Origin of the sequence: Pseudomonas sp. GM48 (assembly GCF_000282335.1) — a bacterium.
Classification (GTDB): domain Bacteria; phylum Pseudomonadota; class Gammaproteobacteria; order Pseudomonadales; family Pseudomonadaceae; genus Aquipseudomonas.
On the sequence record NZ_AKJM01000054.1, the window covers coordinates 1 to 14,086 of the forward strand.

19 protein-coding genes are annotated in these 14,086 nt (G+C 60.3%); 5 read left to right on the top strand and 14 right to left on the bottom strand.

The window, feature by feature from the left end:
* Positions 1–449 (bottom strand): NAD(P)/FAD-dependent oxidoreductase (locus PMI28_RS18735; protein ID WP_007985224.1); only part of this gene is annotated, 449 nt, incomplete at its 3' end.
* 32 nt (positions 450–481) lie between these two features.
* Here PMI28_RS18735 and PMI28_RS30495 point away from each other — a divergent pair.
* Positions 482–640 carry a hypothetical protein gene (locus PMI28_RS30495; protein WP_157395758.1) on the top strand — a complete coding sequence of 53 codons (159 nt, stop codon included), beginning with the start codon at positions 482–484 and terminating at the stop codon, positions 638–640.
* Positions 641–665: 25 nt separating this feature from the next.
* Here PMI28_RS30495 and PMI28_RS18730 read toward each other — a convergent pair whose 3' ends face one another.
* Positions 666–1,001, bottom strand: coding sequence for a hypothetical protein (locus tag PMI28_RS18730; RefSeq protein WP_007985227.1), 336 nt, complete (start codon positions 999–1,001; stop codon positions 666–668).
* A 270-nt stretch (positions 1,002–1,271) separates the two neighbouring features.
* Between PMI28_RS18730 and PMI28_RS18725 the strand changes: the two genes are divergently transcribed.
* Both PMI28_RS18725 and osmE read left to right on the top strand, forming a co-directional pair.
* The gene (locus PMI28_RS18725) at positions 1,272–1,511 is read left to right on the top strand and encodes a hypothetical protein (RefSeq protein WP_007985229.1); all 240 of its coding nucleotides are present in this window, start codon (positions 1,272–1,274) and stop codon (positions 1,509–1,511) included.
* 13 nt (positions 1,512–1,524) lie between these two features.
* On the top strand, positions 1,525–1,875 hold the full coding sequence (gene osmE / locus PMI28_RS18720; protein ID WP_007985231.1) for an osmotically-inducible lipoprotein OsmE: 351 nt from the start codon (positions 1,525–1,527) through the stop codon (positions 1,873–1,875).
* Positions 1,876–2,015: 140 nt separating this feature from the next.
* Here osmE and PMI28_RS18715 read toward each other — a convergent pair whose 3' ends face one another.
* The 10 genes from PMI28_RS18715 to PMI28_RS18670 all read right to left on the bottom strand — a co-directional run bounded on the left by PMI28_RS18715 (position 2,016) and on the right by PMI28_RS18670 (position 10,725).
* Positions 2,016–2,216, bottom strand: coding sequence for a hypothetical protein (locus PMI28_RS18715; RefSeq protein ID WP_007985233.1), 201 nt, complete (start codon positions 2,214–2,216; stop codon positions 2,016–2,018).
* A 117-nt stretch (positions 2,217–2,333) separates the two neighbouring features.
* Positions 2,334–3,032: an alpha/beta hydrolase gene (locus PMI28_RS18710; protein ID WP_007985235.1), complete on the bottom strand. Its 699-nt coding sequence runs from the start codon at positions 3,030–3,032 to the stop codon at positions 2,334–2,336.
* A 45-nt stretch (positions 3,033–3,077) separates the two neighbouring features.
* Positions 3,078–3,851 (bottom strand): 1,6-dihydroxycyclohexa-2,4-diene-1-carboxylate dehydrogenase, encoded by a 774-nt coding sequence (locus PMI28_RS18705; protein ID WP_007985237.1) that lies wholly within the window; start codon positions 3,849–3,851, stop codon positions 3,078–3,080.
* Positions 3,852–3,997: 146 nt separating this feature from the next.
* Positions 3,998–5,011, bottom strand: coding sequence for a benzoate 1,2-dioxygenase electron transfer component BenC (gene benC, locus PMI28_RS18700; protein WP_007985238.1), 1,014 nt, complete (start codon positions 5,009–5,011; stop codon positions 3,998–4,000).
* Between the two features lie 10 nt (positions 5,012–5,021).
* Entirely contained in the window at positions 5,022–5,510 is a 489-nt protein-coding gene (gene benB / locus PMI28_RS18695; protein ID WP_007985241.1) for a benzoate 1,2-dioxygenase small subunit, read from the bottom strand.
* Complete coding sequence (gene benA, locus PMI28_RS18690) at positions 5,507–6,871, bottom strand: benzoate 1,2-dioxygenase large subunit (RefSeq protein WP_007985243.1); 1,365 nt, start codon at positions 6,869–6,871, stop codon at positions 5,507–5,509. Before benA ends, benB begins: the two co-directional genes overlap by 4 nt.
* Before the next feature lie 298 nt (positions 6,872–7,169).
* Positions 7,170–8,129 carry an AraC family transcriptional regulator gene (locus PMI28_RS18685; RefSeq protein WP_008000514.1) on the bottom strand — a complete coding sequence of 320 codons (960 nt, stop codon included), beginning with the start codon at positions 8,127–8,129 and terminating at the stop codon, positions 7,170–7,172.
* 170 nt (positions 8,130–8,299) lie between these two features.
* Entirely contained in the window at positions 8,300–9,229 is a 930-nt protein-coding gene (gene catA, locus PMI28_RS18680) for a catechol 1,2-dioxygenase (protein ID WP_007985247.1), read from the bottom strand.
* Positions 9,230–9,284: 55 nt separating this feature from the next.
* Positions 9,285–9,575, bottom strand: a complete 291-nt coding sequence (catC, locus tag PMI28_RS18675) for a muconolactone Delta-isomerase (protein ID WP_007985250.1) — start codon at positions 9,573–9,575, stop codon at positions 9,285–9,287.
* Positions 9,576–9,585: 10 nt separating this feature from the next.
* A complete protein-coding gene (locus tag PMI28_RS18670; protein WP_162130410.1) occupies positions 9,586–10,725 on the bottom strand; it encodes a muconate cycloisomerase family protein in 1,140 nt (379 codons plus the stop codon).
* 124 nt (positions 10,726–10,849) lie between these two features.
* On the opposite strand from PMI28_RS18670, the gene PMI28_RS18665 reads away from it, so the two are divergent.
* Positions 10,850–11,737, top strand: a complete 888-nt coding sequence (locus tag PMI28_RS18665; RefSeq protein WP_007985255.1) for a LysR family transcriptional regulator — start codon at positions 10,850–10,852, stop codon at positions 11,735–11,737.
* A gap of 187 nt (positions 11,738–11,924) precedes the next feature.
* Here the strand turns inward: PMI28_RS18665 and PMI28_RS18660 are convergent, their stop codons facing one another.
* Both PMI28_RS18660 and PMI28_RS18655 read right to left on the bottom strand, forming a co-directional pair.
* A complete protein-coding gene (locus PMI28_RS18660) occupies positions 11,925–12,164 on the bottom strand; it encodes a DUF1652 domain-containing protein (RefSeq protein ID WP_007985257.1) in 240 nt (79 codons plus the stop codon).
* A gap of 121 nt (positions 12,165–12,285) precedes the next feature.
* The gene (locus tag PMI28_RS18655) at positions 12,286–13,185 is read right to left on the bottom strand and encodes a polysaccharide deacetylase family protein (RefSeq protein ID WP_007985260.1); all 900 of its coding nucleotides are present in this window, start codon (positions 13,183–13,185) and stop codon (positions 12,286–12,288) included.
* A 197-nt stretch (positions 13,186–13,382) separates the two neighbouring features.
* Between PMI28_RS18655 and PMI28_RS18650 the strand changes: the two genes are divergently transcribed.
* On the top strand, positions 13,383–14,063 hold the full coding sequence (locus tag PMI28_RS18650) for an SOS response-associated peptidase family protein (protein ID WP_007985262.1): 681 nt from the start codon (positions 13,383–13,385) through the stop codon (positions 14,061–14,063).
* Positions 14,064–14,086: the final 23 nt, after the last annotated feature.

Below are 14,086 nucleotides of genomic sequence, written 5' to 3' on the forward strand. Positions count from 1 at the left end.
CTGGCCTCGTGCTGCCACTCCGTCAGCAGGCCTACCCGACGCGGCATCACCGAGGTCCAGAGATGACCGGCGCGGTAGTCGCAATCGAACTCATGCCGGCCGGGCAAATCACGCAGTTCGCGCGCGGCCCAGCGCATACCTTCCCACAGTCGCCGCGCCCGTTCGTAACCCAGCGCCGCTTCCAGCGGTGGCATGTCGCACGACCAGCCGAGAATCGCCTGCCCGCCATTGCGCCCCGAAGCGGCCCAGGCCACCCGACTGGCCTCGAGCAAGGTCACGCGCTTGCCGGCCAGCGCCAGGCGCAAAGCCGTATGCAATCCACTGAAACCGGCCCCGATGATTAGCACTTCGGTGTCTTGCTCACCTTCCAGCGCGGCTCGATTGAGCAGACGACCGGCACAAGAATGGGCGTAGTAACTGGCGACATGCTGAGTGGATTGCTGAAACATATAGCCTCGTGAAATTTTGTATTTTTAATTTCATGAAAAAATACACGGTAAATTTCATGCAGGCAAATGGCGCGCAAAAAAATCCCGCCCAGGAAGACCTGGACGGGATTTTTTGTGCAGACGCGTCGGCGAACGTATCAGGCAATCGGGATCAGCAAGGCCGCAGCACCGTCACGTTATTGCCGGCGTGACGCCCCGATTTTCGTTTTCCTGTTTTTACAAACAGTCGCGCACGATTTTACGCAGGTCGCCGGATTTGGCCCACGGTGGCCCCTGGTACAGCGAAACCTGACTGCCGTTTTTGTACTTCACAATATCCAGCACTTCGTCGGCCGTGATCACGCTGGGCGCGGTGATCCGGAATCCGTTGGATATCGAAACCTGGGTCGTATTCGGTACTTCCTTTTGCCAGGCTGGCAAAACGCACGCCGCATACTCTTTTGGCGTTTTCTCACTGTGCTTGCTGACATTCGGCTCGCCCGGCACCAGCGAAGCCGGCAATGAACATCCGGCCAGCAACGCCAGCACGACTCCCCCCATCAACATTCGCATGCTGCTTCCTTAAATTCGAAATAAAGAAAATGTAGCTCGCCGTCGTCCGTACATCCATCCCCGACGATTCAGCGACTGTCATTGATATCGGCTCCCCTCGTTAGTTCCTTGAGTTCAGATAAGCCATCCATCTTTCTTGAGTAGGACAGCGTACTTTCACGCTCGCGTTTATTTTCCCGACCAAAGGAAACCCCGCTGATTCAGACGAACACAACATCCGGTCGGGTAAACAGGTCTAAAATTCTGGTGTGCAGTATTCAGGAGGTCATCATGTGGCTTAACGAATCGGAACAGCAGCTTCGGCGTGATCTGCAAGGGCTTGCGTCAGATTTACGCTGGTCGGCAGTGGAGCTTCTTCGCATAGAGGAGCAATTGCGCCTGCTCGGCAACGAAGCTGACGCGCAAGCCGTTCAGAGACTGTGTTCTTTGTTTCAGGGCGATGAAGAGAAACTGTCCGGCTATGCCGAGGAAGTGAAAGCCAAGGTCATTAGCCGCAACAAGGCTCAATAGCGGGAGCGCTGCCATGAACAGGCCTCTATTCACGCTGGTCGTCGCACTGACCGCGTTGGCAGGCTGCAGCACCAACTCGATCTACCAGAACCAGCCGCTGGTGGCGAAGGTCGGCACCGGCATGACCCAGGAGCAAGTCCGGCAAATCGGCGGCCAGCCGCTGGCGATCAGCGATCGTACCGCCGAACCCGGTACGTGCTTTGACTACAAACTGACTCAGTCCGGCCATCAACAAACGTTCAATGTCAGCTTTGACGGCCGGGGCATGGTCGACCACAAAAGCTTTATGACGTGCGCGGAATGGAGCCACATGCAGCAAAAGGCCCGAGAACCCTCACGCCCCAGCGGTGGCGGTGGCTACTAGCGCCCTGTAGGAGCGAGCTTGCTCGCGATGGACTCAAGCGCGCCGAGTTTAGTCAGGAAACACGCGTTATCGTTAGCGACCATCGCGAGCGAGCTCGCTCCTACAGGAGATTGCCGTAGAACCGGGGCTTCGGTTGGGCTTCACTTAGCTTGATGGCTGCGCGCAGGCCTGCCGGCACGAGCCCTGTAGCCGGGCAGCGACGCGGCAAACGCCAGTGCTTCTTCCCGAGTGTCAAATGAACCCAGTCGGTCACCCCGGGTACATACCCGCCAAGGCCCATTGCTCACGCTGAGCACGTCATAGCCGTTCATGTGCATTTTGTTCAGCATCGGAACGCTCATAGTCACCTCCTCCTGGGCAGTGCTCTCAGGTTGACTTGCTTACCTTACACCCACCCTTCTCCAAAATACCGACCAGACATCGCCATGAAGATTCCCGAATCCGATTGAACCTGGATCCTAACCCTTGGCCAGCGCCGTCGCTGCCCTGTCGATGAATGCCGCCACTTCGGCGGGCATTGACGCCAAAGACGCATGGCTGGCATTCAACGTCAGAATTTCCCGGGCATTCAGCCGCGCCGCCATCCATTGCTGGTTTTGTGGCGCGATCATCCGGTCTGCGGTCGAAATCTGATACCACGATGGCTTTTTCTTCCAGGCCACCGTGCCAATGGTGTCACCGAAGGTACTCGCCAGCGGCGCCTTCTGGGTAAGCCCCATCACCAACCCTTCGGTCGCCGGCAGGTCCTGACAGAAGCTTTCATGGTAGAGCTCCGGCTTGACCCACAGGTAACCGTCGCTATCCGGCGTCAGGTTTGCCGCTGCCGCAGGCAGATGCCGTTGCGTGATGCCGCCGGGACTTTCACCGGCGTCCGGCGCGAACGCGGCGATGTACACAAGCCCGACCACATTCGGCAAATCACCCGCTTCAGTGATCACCGCGCCGCCATAGGAATGCCCCACCAGCAGCACCGGACCGGGCACCTGGGCGACCATCTTGCGCGTACGCTCGGCATCCTCGGCCAAGGACGTCAGCGGCAACTCGACAGCACGAATGTGCGTGTCGCCCCGGCTGAGCAATTTGACGATGACCTTGTTCCAATGGGCAGCGCCGCCCCAGAAACCATGGACCAGCACGATCGTGGGTTTATCACTCATCACCATGACTCCGTTGTTTGCGGACGGGATTGTCTGTCGCTCGCGTCAGCCTTGATCGCCGCCGCCCACGGGCATGACCATGCCGGTGATATAGGACGCTTCGTCGCTGGCCAGGAACAGAATAGCCCCCGCCTGCTCATCCAGGGTGCCGTAGCGTTTCATCAAACTGCTGTCGAGGGTCTGGTCGACGATCTGCTGATACCAGAGTTTTTCCTCCTCACTCTGCTCGGCACCGTTGCGGGGTATACGTCGCGGCGGTGCTTCGGTGCCGCCAGGAGCGGTGGCATTGACCCGCACGCCACGACCGGCGGTTTCGAACGCCAGACAAGCGGTCAAGGCATTCACCCCGCCTTTTGCTGCACCGTAGGGCACGCGGTTGAGGCTGCGGGTGGCGATGGAGGATACGTTGACGATCGCACCACTGCCCTGCTCCAGCATGAACGGCAGCGCAGCATGGCAACACCACAAGGTCGGGAACAGCGAACGGCGAACCTCGGCCTCGATCTGCGACGCTTCATAGTGCTCGAACGGCTTGGCCCAGATCGTGCCGCCGACGTTATTGATCAGCACGTCAAGACGATCGAAGCGCTCGACGGCGGTTTGCATCACCCGGCTGCATTCCTCGTATTGCTCAAGGTCGGCGGTCAGGGCCAGAACCTGGGTGGTCGACGCCAGCTGTTGCTGCACTTCGAACACCAGGTCGGAACGGTCCACCAGGATCAGCTTCGCCCCTTCTGCGGCCATGCGCTCGGCCACCCGCTGCCCGATGCCTTGGGCGGCGCCGGTGATCAGTGCGACTTTTTCGTGAAATCTGTTCATGTGTACCTCATCGGTCAATGACGATATATCGGTCGAAACCCAATCCTGTGGGAGCGGGCTTGCTCGCGAAAGCGGACTGACAAACGACATCAATGCTGAATGTTCCGGCCTCTTCGCGAGCAAGCCCGCTCCCACATTGGATCGACTCAAGCCGCGCTGGCGGCGAATTTTTCGTAGTAGAAGTTCGCAGGCGCAATGCCTTGCTCGCGAATGAACTGGCTGACCGCCTCGACCATCGGCGGCGGGCCGCACAGGTACACATCGACGTCGCCATCGTTCAAATGTTTTGGCTCGATGTGCTGGGTCACGTAGCCCTTGAGCGGGTGTTGGCTCTCGGGGCTGGCGACGCAGGCGCTGAAAGTGAAGTTGGGGATGCGCGCGGCAAAAGCTTCGAGTCGGTCGATTTCCACCAGGTCGAAATCGTGGGTCACGCCATAGATCAGATGCAGCGGATGATCACTGCCCTGCTCGGCGATTTTCTCCAGCATCGCGGTGAACGGCGCCAGCCCGGTGCCACCGGCCAGCAGCAACAGCGGCCGACGGATGTCGCGCAGGTAGAAACTGCCCAACGGCCCGGCCAGGCTCATGCTGTCGCCGGCCTTGGCCATGCCGGTCAGGAAACTGCTCATCAAGCCGCCCGGCACGTTGCGAATCAGGAAACTGACCTCGCCGTCGCGCTGCAACGAACTGAACGAATAGGCACGGGTCTGCGCGCTGCCGGGAATCCCCAGGTTCACATATTGCCCTGGCAGGAACGCCAGTTTGCTCAGCGCTTCGCCCTTGATCGACAGCGCGATGGTGCTGTCGGACAGTTGGCGCACGGCGCTGATGGTCGCGTCGTAGCTGGACTGGCGGGTACGGCAGACTTCCGAGGACGTCGGCACCCGTACCACGCAATCGCTCCGGGCACGCATCTGGCAGGTCAGGACAAAACCCTGCGCGGCCTCTTCTGGGCTGAGGGCGTCTTCGATGTACTCCTCGCCCAGATCGTAGGTGCCGGCTTCGGCAAAACACTTGCAGGTGCCGCAGGCGCCGTCGCGGCAGTCCAGCGGGATATTGATGCCTTGGCGGTACGCGGCATCGGCCACGGTTTCGCCGGCATTGGCGTCGATGAACCGGGTGACGCCGTCTTCAAAATTGAACGCAATGGAATGGGTCATGACGGCCGCCTCACAGGTGGTAAACATCGATGACCTGACGAACGTAGTCGTTCTTCAGGATCACTTTCTTGGCCAGGATCAGCGGGTTTTCACCGCGCACGTCGAGGGTGTAGAAACTGCTACCGAAATAGCTGTCGACGGTCTTGTAGCGAAAGCTCAGGGTGTGCCAGTTGAAACGCACCTTGCACAAACCGTCGGCCTGTTCGAGCAGCTCGATGTTGCTGATGTTGTGGGAAGTGCGAGTGTCCGGCACGCTGGCGCTGGAGCGCTCGGTCTTGATGCGGAAGACGCGGTCTTCCAGGCCGGTGCGGTTGCCGTACCAGATCAGCGAGATTTCCCGCTGTGGATCTTCGGTCAACTCGTCATTGTCGTCCCACGATGGCATCCAGAACGTCGCATCCGGTGCGTACAGCTCCAGCCATTCGTCCCACTGGCGGTCGTCGAGGTAGCGCGCTTCGCGGTAGAGAAAGTCGCGCACGGAGTCAAAGGATATGGTCATTGCACGTCCTCCACGGCGATCAGTTTCGACTGCTCGGCAGCAAGGGCCTTGAGCATGGTCTGCTGCCAGTACTTGTGTTGCAGCACGAACAGGCCTTCGTCTTCGGTGCGTACGCCGCTGAGCAGCGGATGCAGATCGATTTCCCTGGCCGCCTCATCGGCGCCTTCGATCCAGTGCTCGGCACCACGGGACATGTCGTTCCAGGTGGTGACGCTGCCCTGGTAGCTGGTCTGGCAGGAGCGGAACTCTTCCAGATCGTCCGGCGTAGCCATGCCGCTGACGTTGAAAAAATCCTCGTACTGACGAATCCGGCTCGAACGCGCGTGGTCGCTTTCGCCTTTGGGGGCGATGCAGTAAATGGTGATTTCCGTGCGGTTGACCGAGATCGGCCGGGCGATGCGGATCTGCGAGCTGAACTGGTCCATCAGGTACACGTTGGGGTACAGGCACAGGTTGCGCGAATTCTCGATCATCCAGTCGGCGCGGGCCTTGCCGAAATCCTGCGCCAGCTCATCGCGGCGCTCGTACAGCGGACGGTCCTCGGGGTTGGCCCAACGGGTCCAGAGCAGCATGTGGCCCTTGTCGAAGGAATAGAAACCACCGCCCTGTTTGGCCCAACTGCCGGCGCTCATGGTCGGGTTGCTGTCGCCGGCCTCGCGTTGCTTGCGCTGGTTCTGGGTGGCGGCGTAGTTCCAGTGCACGGAGCTGACGTGGTAGCCATCGGCGCCGTTTTCGGCGGTGAGCTTCCAGTTGCCTTCGTAGATGTAGCTCGACGAACCGCGCAACACTTCCAGGCCATCGGGGGATTGGTCGACGATCATGTCGATGATCTTCGCCGACTCGCCAAGGTGCTCGACCAGTGGCAGCACATCGGCTTTCAGGCTGCCGAACAGGAAGCCGCGATAGGACTCGAACCGCGCGACGCGGGTCAGGTCGTGGGAGCCTTCGCAGTTGAAGCTCGTGGGATAACCGGCGTTGGCCGGATCCTTGACCTTGAGCAGCTTGCCGGAGTTGTTGAAGGTCCAGCCGTGGAACGGACAGGTGTAGGAGCTCTTGTTGCCGGACTTGTGCCGGCACAGCGTCGCGCCACGGTGGCTGCAGGCGTTGATGAAGGCGTTGAGCACACCGTCCTTGTTGCGCGCGATGAAGATCGACTGGCGCCCCATGGTGGTGGTGTAGAAATCGTTGATGTTGGGGATCTGGCTTTCGTGGGCCAGGTACAGCCAGTTGCCTTCGAAGATGTGTTCCATCTCCAGATCGAACAACCGCGGGTCGGTGAACATCTCGCGTTTGCAGCGATAGAGGCCTTGCTCGGGATCGTCTTCAAGCAGGGAATGCAAATATTCGGGTCGCAGGGTCATGGCCACCGCCTCCATTGTTATTGTTCAGGCAGGGCCATGCTAGGACGGGGCGGCAGACTGGAATATCCGCGGGGTGCAGACCTTTATCCGTTTTGTGCAGGGTGCAAGGGTGGGGGGGGTTGGCAGAAGCCGGCTTGGAGATATACCTGTCCGGTCCTACACAGAACCTGTGGGAGCGGGCTTGCCCGCGAAGAGGCCGTGTCAGTCGACGTTTATCTTGCCTGACACACCGCCTTCGCGGGCAAGCCCGCTCCCACAGGGTTTCGAGGCGTTTGTGCAAATCGTATGAAGTCCCCGGTCAATGCCGGCGCTTGAGGGTGTCCGACGGCAACTCGCCGAACTGCTTGCGGTAGCTGTCGGAGAACCGGCCCAGGTGCAGGAAGCCGTAGTCCATCGCCACTTCCGTGACGTTGCGCACGTTGCAGGTCGGGTCGCTCAGGCAGGCGTTGATGCGCTCCAGGCGTTTCTGGCGCAGGTAGTTTTTCGGCGTAAGGCCGGCATTGCGCTCGAACAGGCCATACAGCGAGCGCAGGCTCATGTGGGCCTGGCGCGCCAGCTCTTCGCTGTCGATGTCCTGCTTGAGGTTGTTGGCGATGTAATCGGCAATCGCTTCGAACGTGGCCGTTTGCGAGCCCGGTTCGAGGCGGCAGACATTGGTTTTCATCAGGCTCAGCATCTTGCTGGCGATGATCTGCGCGTAATGCTCCTGCACCCTGGGAATCTGCTCGCTGGCCTCGGCCTCTTGGCAAATCATCGCCAGCAGGTTGACGAAACCTTCCAGCTCGCCCAGTTGATAACGGTTCTCCAGGAACCGCACGCCCTGCCCCGGATACTGCCAGCGCTGCTCATCGCAAACGGACTCGAACAACCGGGTGGGAATCTTCAGGATGAATTTTTCGCAATCGTTGGAGTACGTCAGGTCCACCGGATCATCGGGATTGATCAACAGCAGCTCGCCGGGGGCGAAGTAATGTTCCTGGCCATGCCCGCGCCACAGGCAATTGCCGCGCAGCAACACTTGCAGGTGATAGATGTTCTCCAGTGCGCCCGACGTCACCCGCACGCTGGCGCCGTAGCTGATGCGGCACAGGTCGAGGCTGGCGAATTTGCGGTGGTCGAGACTGGCCAGTGGCCGTCCCGCACGGGGCATGAGGATGCAATGGTTGCCGACGTGCTGATTGACGTAGCCCGACACCGCGTAAGGGTCGGCGTGGTCGAACACCCGGCTGCGCTGACTCAATAGTTGCGCTTGCATCATCAGGTCACTCTCGTTGTTGTTATGTGTTGTATCGGGCCATTCTAGAACCGAACCCCATGTAGGAGCGAGCTTGCTCGCGATGGACTTGAGAACGCCGCGTTTAGCCAGTAAACACGCGTTATCGTTGACGACCATCGCGAGCGAGCTCGCTCCTACAAGGGGCTGCGCTATCAGTCTTCCAGTGCGCGGACCCGCTCGTGGCGCTGCTGCTCCTCAGGCTGGGCAGACGACTGCAAGGTGAAGTCGAAGTCGATTTCGGCAAAGCGACCGCTCACACCATGGGCCGCCGCACGCTGCTGATCGTCGCTGAAGGTGATTTTGGCGATCAGTTCATCGCGGGTGGCGTAGGCGAAGTCGTCGTGCAGGTATTGATCGCCATCGAGGTTGATCTGGGTGGTCAGGTGGCGATGATCCGCTGCCGAAATAAAGAAGTGAATGTGCGCCGGACGCTGGCCATGACGGCCCAGTTGATCGAGCAGTTGCTGGGTCGGACCGTCCGGAGGGCAGCCATAACCCGACGGCACGATGCTGCGGAAACGATAGCGGCCTTCGGCATCGGTAACGATACGGCGACGCAGGTTGAACTCCGACTGTGTGGTATCGAAGTACGAGTAAGTACCACCGGTGTTGGCGTGCCAGACATCCACCACGGCACCGGCCAGGGGTTCGCCAGCGGTGTTGAACACGCGACCTTGCATGAACAGGGTCACGCCCGGATCGACGCCATCGTCGAGGCGCGCTTCGCCGACCGACAGCGGAGCACCGGCCACGTACAGCGGGCCTTCGATGGTGCGCGGCGTGCCGCCGGATTTGCCGGCCTGCTCATCTTCGGCGTCCATCAGCAGGTCGAGGTAATGCTCCAGGCCGAGCCCGGCCACCACCAGCCCGGCCTCCTGACGTGCGCCCAGCACGTTGAGGTAGTTGACGGCTTTCCAGAACTCTTCCGGGGTCACGGCCAGGTCTTCGATGATGTTCACCGAGTCACGCAGGATGCGATAGACCAGCGCTTTGGTCCGTGGATTGCCGGCGTCGTTGAGCAGGCCGCTGGCTTCTTCGAGAAATTTCTGGACTTCGGCAGTGTGGGAAATCTTGACGTTCATTTTGCAGGGTTCCTCATCTTGTAATTATTAGCGTAGCGAGCTGAGCAGGCTGGGCTCAGCGGTCATCGTCGCGAATGGAAGAAGGATGCCGGCACATCGCGTCGATTTCGATGGCCATGTACGGAAACAACGGCAATTGCATCAGCAGGTCATGCAATTCCTGAACGCTGTCGACATCGAACACGCTGTAGTTGGCGTAGTGCCCGGCGATGCGCCACAGGTGGCGCCACTTGCCCTGTTCTTGCAGGCGCTGGGCCAGGGCTTTTTCGTCAGCCTTGAGTGTGGCCGCCGCCTCCGGATTCATGTCGACCGGCAGGTTCACGGTCATTTTTACGTGAAACAGCATAATGCTCTCCTCAGGCTTGATGAGTGGTCTTGTCGCGACGGAAGAACGCCAGGCGCTCTTCATCCAGGCTCAGGCCCAGACCCGGTGTTTTCGGCACGTGCAGTTCAAAATCGCGATACACCAGCGGCTCGCTGAGAATGTCTTCGGTCAGCAGCAGCGGGCCGAACAGTTCGGTGTCCCACGCCAGTTTGTTCAGGGTGACGAAAGCATGGGCCGAGGCCATGGTGCCGATTCCACCTTCGAGCATGGTGCCACCGTAAAGGGCGATACCGGCTGCTTCAGCGATGCAGGCGGTGCGCAACACAGCACGCGGGCCACCATTCTTGGCAATCTTCAGGGCGAACACCGAGGCCGCGCCTTCGCGGGCTAGGTTGAACGCATCTTCCACGCATTCGATGGATTCGTCGGCCATGATCGGCGCCGGGCTCATGGCATTCAGGCGGGCCATGCCGGCGCGGTTGTTGCGCGAAATCGGCTGCTCGATCAAATCGATGCCATTGCTGCCGAGGATCCGGCAGGCCCGCAGCGCCACCGCTTCATCCCAGGCCTGATTGACGTCGACCCGCACGCTGGCGCGGTCACCCAGGGCTTTCTTGATGGCAATCACATGGGCCAGGTCACGATTGACCTCGCCGGCACCGATTTTCAGTTTGAAGATGCGGTGGCGGCGCAGGTCGAGCATTTTTTCCGCTTCGGCGATGTCTTTCCCGGTGTCGCCGCTGGCCAGGGTCCAGGCTACGGGCAGCGCATCGCGAACACGGCCACCGAGCAATTCGCTGACCGGCAGGCCCAGGCGTTTGCCCTGGGCGTCGAGCAGCGCGGTTTCGATACCGGATTTGGCGAAGGTGTTACCACGGATGCTGCGTTCCAGGCGCAGCATGGCGGCGTTGACGTTGCTGCTGTCCTGGCCGATCAACAGCGCTGCGAAGTGCGTGTCGATGTTGGTCTTGATGCTGTCCGGGCTTTCATTGCCGTAGGCCAGGCCACCGATGGTGGTGGATTCGCCGATGCCTTCGATGCCGTCGGCGCAACGCACGCGAATGATCACCAGGGTCTGGTTCTGCATGGTGTGCATCGCCAGCTTGTGCGGGCGGATGGTCGGCAGATCGACGATGATCGTCTCGATCGATTCAATGGCTGTTGCAAGCATTTCGATACCCGTCAGGTTCTTGAAGTTCTGAGTCGGATTCTCATACGGCTTTTTCCGGGCGGCCAATATAGAATTGGTCTGGCTTGATACCTAAAAGGTATTCAATTGAAAATCCGGAGGCCCCATGGAACTGCGTCACCTGCGTTACTTTCAGGTGCTGGCTCAAACCCTCAACTTCACTCGCGCCGCCGAGCGCTTGCACATCGCCCAACCGCCCTTGAGCCGGCAGATCCAGCAACTGGAAGATGAACTGGGGGTGATGTTGCTGGAGCGCGGCCGACCGCTGAAGCTGACCGACGCCGGGCGGTTTTTCCATGAGCACTCCACCGCCCTGCTCGAACAATTGAACAAGGTCTGCGACAACACCCGGCGTATCGGGCTGGGTGAGAAAACCTGGCTGGGTATCGGTTTTGCGCCATCGACCTTGTATGGCGTGCTGCCGGAACTGATCCGGCGGTTACGCAGCGACGAGCCGCTGGAGCTGGAGTTGGGGCTGTCGGAAATGACCACCTTGCAGCAGGTGCAGGCGCTCAAGGCCGGACGCATCGACATCGGCTTCGGCCGCATCCGCATTGACGACCCCGCTATCGTCCAGACCGTGCTGACCGAAGACCGCCTGGTCGCCGCCCTGCCCGCCGGCCACCCGTTGCTCGCCGGCCCCATCAGCCTGCGGGAACTGGCGAAGGAACCCTTTGTGCTGTACCCCGGCAATCCACGGCCGAGTTACGCCGACCATGTGATTGCCCTGTTTGAGTCCTACGGCGTGAGCATCCACGTCGCGCAATGGACGAACGAGCTGCAAACGGCGATCGGTCTGGTGGGGGCAGGAATCGGAGTCACGCTGGTACCGGCCTCGGTGCAATTGCTGCACCGCGACGACATCGGCTTCACCCCGCTGCTGGAAGACAACGCCACCTCGCCGATCATACTCAGCCGACGAGTGGGCGATGTGTCGCCGGGGTTGAACCATTGTTTGCGGATGATTGATGAGCTGCTGCCGCCAACAACATAAAGCAATAGAACAGGTGATCATCACCTGTGGCGAGGGAGCTTGCTCCCGCTGGGGTGCGCAGCGCCCCTAAAGCCACTGCGCGGTTACGCCGAAATGAACGTATGACTTTTTTTGGGGCTGCTGCGCACCCCGGCGGGAGCAAGCTCCCTCGCCACAGGGTCAGTGTTGCCACCGGATCAGCGAGTGATCAGCCCGAAAACGCCCGGCGCCCTGACTTCATCTCGGTACGCAACTCGCCGACAAAATCAGAGATGGCGCGCACGCTGGTCAGTTCGGCGGTCGAGACACCGCTGATCAGCAGCTCCACCCGCCCGGTGACGGGGTCGTAGACTTCGATACGCAGCAATCCGAGATTCTCCGTGCACTCGCACGACAGCGGTTCAAAACCGGACTCTACGATGTTGCAAAGAACTGAAATAGGCACCATGGCCGTTGCCTCGGCGACAGTTGATCGGATTGGATCCGTTTCAGGTTAGATACACTTTGCCGATTCTGCACCGGAAATCATTCCGGTTAGTGTTTTCCATCTCTCATTTCTGCACGTTTTTTCAATGGGTGTTTCCGCCCCAGATCCAGTTCCAGAAGCCCGGCAACTCGACCGGTTGCGAATCGTCGCGCACGGTACGCGCCATGGCAGCCCGCAGCAGCGCGGACTGATCGTCGTAAAACGGCTTGTCAGCGGTTTTCACGCCGGTCTCCCGGGCGCTGTCGAGAAGAATCTGCAAGTATTCACGGGTATGCCGGGCGGTGTAGCGATTGAGATCGTGGAACGTCACCACCACCGGAATCACCCCATCGACCACCGGCAATTCGCCACGGGCAATGCGTTCGCGTACTTCGGACATCGAGCGCAGCATGTGCGACCGGCGCCGGGGGCTGGCGTTGAAGCCCCAGATCTTGCCGTCATTGGCGCTCAAGTCCGTCAACAGCACATGCAGGCCATGCTGCTGATAAGCGGCAAAGGTGCGTTTGTCGTAGTTCCAGAATGGCGGGCGCAGCAGGATTGGCGGGGCACCGGTGATGGCAGCAATGTCGGCGCTGCCATCAGTGAGGGACTGCTCGAGTTCTTGCGGTTCCAGCGAGCGATGATTGGTGTGCCAGGGCGTCGCCGTGTGAAACCCCAGAATGTGACCTTCGGCATGTTCGCGACGCATGATGTCCCGGCCCAACTCGCTGCCACCGGCCCGCGGAGCACGGGTTTGCACGAAGAACACGGCTTTGATGCCCGGTTGCAGCGGGTTTTGCGCCAGGCTCTCAAGCACCGTGACGGTCGGATTCCACCAGCTCGACGCGCTGGGACCGTCATCGAAGGTCAGCAGAAACCGGATCGGTGGCTGTGCACTTAGACGCTGTTCGGTCTGCGGAGTCATTTCAATCGGCGCAGCGATACAGCCCAGCAGACCCACTGCCAAGGCGCATACCGTTAAACACTTGAACAACTGTTTCATCTTTTGCCTTGGGCCAGACCATCACGGTCGATACTTCAACTGGCAGGAATCCTTTGCCCGTTCATCCGTCGTCAGCCCGCATCGAGACGGCGGGCCGAGGTTGGATAACGTACACAGAGTTTGGTTCCAGTGCTTGCCAAGCCCGTTTCGTTGCCACCAACTAAACTGAAAAAAATGCTCAACCAGAGTGCCAGGCCATGTGCGGACGACTGTCGCAATACCGCGGGATTCACGACTTCGTGGCGGTGCTGAGCATCCCCGACGCGCTGATCAACCACGTTGGCAACGAACCCTTGGCGCACTATAACGCCGCGCCCACCACGCAACTCGCCCTGCTGCATCTGGAGAATGGGCGCCTGCACGCCGACGCGGTGCGTTGGGGCTGGCGTCCGCACTGGGCGACGGATCGAACGGAGCCGATCAATGCCCGGGTCGATAAAGTCGCCCACGGCCCGTACTTCCGGACAATCTGGCCCCATCGCGCAATCTGCCCGATTGATAACTGGTTCGAATGGGTCGATAGCGACGATTCGACGAAGCAACCCTGGCTGATCCGCCGACGGGATCACGCCCCGGTTTTCTGCGCGGCCATCGGCCAGTACCCCATCGGCGGAGCCCCTCACCGGGAGCACGACGGCTTCGTGATCCTCACCGCCGACAGCGCAGGTGGGATGCTTGACGTGCATGACCGACGACCAGTGGTGTTCTCGCCCAAGCTGGCGCGGGAATGGCTGGACCCGGACACGCCCAAGGAACGCGCCGAGGAAATGGCGTTATCCCAGGGCGAGGTCAGTGACATATTCGAGTGGTACAAGGTGGACAAGGCCGTTGGCAATGTCCGGAACCAGGGTGCTGCGCTAATCAATAAAATTCCATGAACCTGTCAGTAACGACAAAGCAC

Bases quoted from the DNA above. Each gene is read 5' to 3' on its own strand.
- PMI28_RS18725 (WP_007985229.1), top strand. From the start codon at position 1,272: ATGTGGCTTAACGAATCGGAACAGCAGCTTCGGCGTGATCTGCAAGGG.
- PMI28_RS30495 (WP_157395758.1), top strand. From the start codon at position 482: ATGAAAAAATACACGGTAAATTTCATGCAGGCAAATGGCGCGCAAAAA.
- osmE (WP_007985231.1), top strand. From the start codon at position 1,525: ATGAACAGGCCTCTATTCACGCTGGTCGTCGCACTGACCGCGTTGGCA.
- benC (WP_007985238.1), bottom strand. From the start codon at position 5,011: ATGACCCATTCCATTGCGTTCAATTTTGAAGACGGCGTCACCCGGTTC.
- benA (WP_007985243.1), bottom strand. From the start codon at position 6,871: ATGACCCTGCGACCCGAATATTTGCATTCCCTGCTTGAAGACGATCCC.
- PMI28_RS18660 (WP_007985257.1), bottom strand. From the start codon at position 12,164: ATGGTGCCTATTTCAGTTCTTTGCAACATCGTAGAGTCCGGTTTTGAA.
- catA (WP_007985247.1), bottom strand. From the start codon at position 9,229: ATGAACGTCAAGATTTCCCACACTGCCGAAGTCCAGAAATTTCTCGAA.
- PMI28_RS18710 (WP_007985235.1), bottom strand. From the start codon at position 3,032: ATGAGTGATAAACCCACGATCGTGCTGGTCCATGGTTTCTGGGGCGGC.
- benB (WP_007985241.1), bottom strand. From the start codon at position 5,510: ATGACCATATCCTTTGACTCCGTGCGCGACTTTCTCTACCGCGAAGCG.
- PMI28_RS18665 (WP_007985255.1), top strand. From the start codon at position 10,850: ATGGAACTGCGTCACCTGCGTTACTTTCAGGTGCTGGCTCAAACCCTC.
- PMI28_RS18670 (WP_162130410.1), bottom strand. From the start codon at position 10,725: ATGCTTGCAACAGCCATTGAATCGATCGAGACGATCATCGTCGATCTG.
- PMI28_RS18650 (WP_007985262.1), top strand. From the start codon at position 13,383: ATGTGCGGACGACTGTCGCAATACCGCGGGATTCACGACTTCGTGGCG.
- PMI28_RS18685 (WP_008000514.1), bottom strand. From the start codon at position 8,129: ATGATGCAAGCGCAACTATTGAGTCAGCGCAGCCGGGTGTTCGACCAC.
- PMI28_RS18655 (WP_007985260.1), bottom strand. From the start codon at position 13,185: ATGAAACAGTTGTTCAAGTGTTTAACGGTATGCGCCTTGGCAGTGGGT.
- catC (WP_007985250.1), bottom strand. From the start codon at position 9,575: ATGCTGTTTCACGTAAAAATGACCGTGAACCTGCCGGTCGACATGAAT.
- PMI28_RS18705 (WP_007985237.1), bottom strand. From the start codon at position 3,851: ATGAACAGATTTCACGAAAAAGTCGCACTGATCACCGGCGCCGCCCAA.
- PMI28_RS18715 (WP_007985233.1), bottom strand. From the start codon at position 2,216: ATGAGCGTTCCGATGCTGAACAAAATGCACATGAACGGCTATGACGTG.
- PMI28_RS18730 (WP_007985227.1), bottom strand. From the start codon at position 1,001: ATGCGAATGTTGATGGGGGGAGTCGTGCTGGCGTTGCTGGCCGGATGT.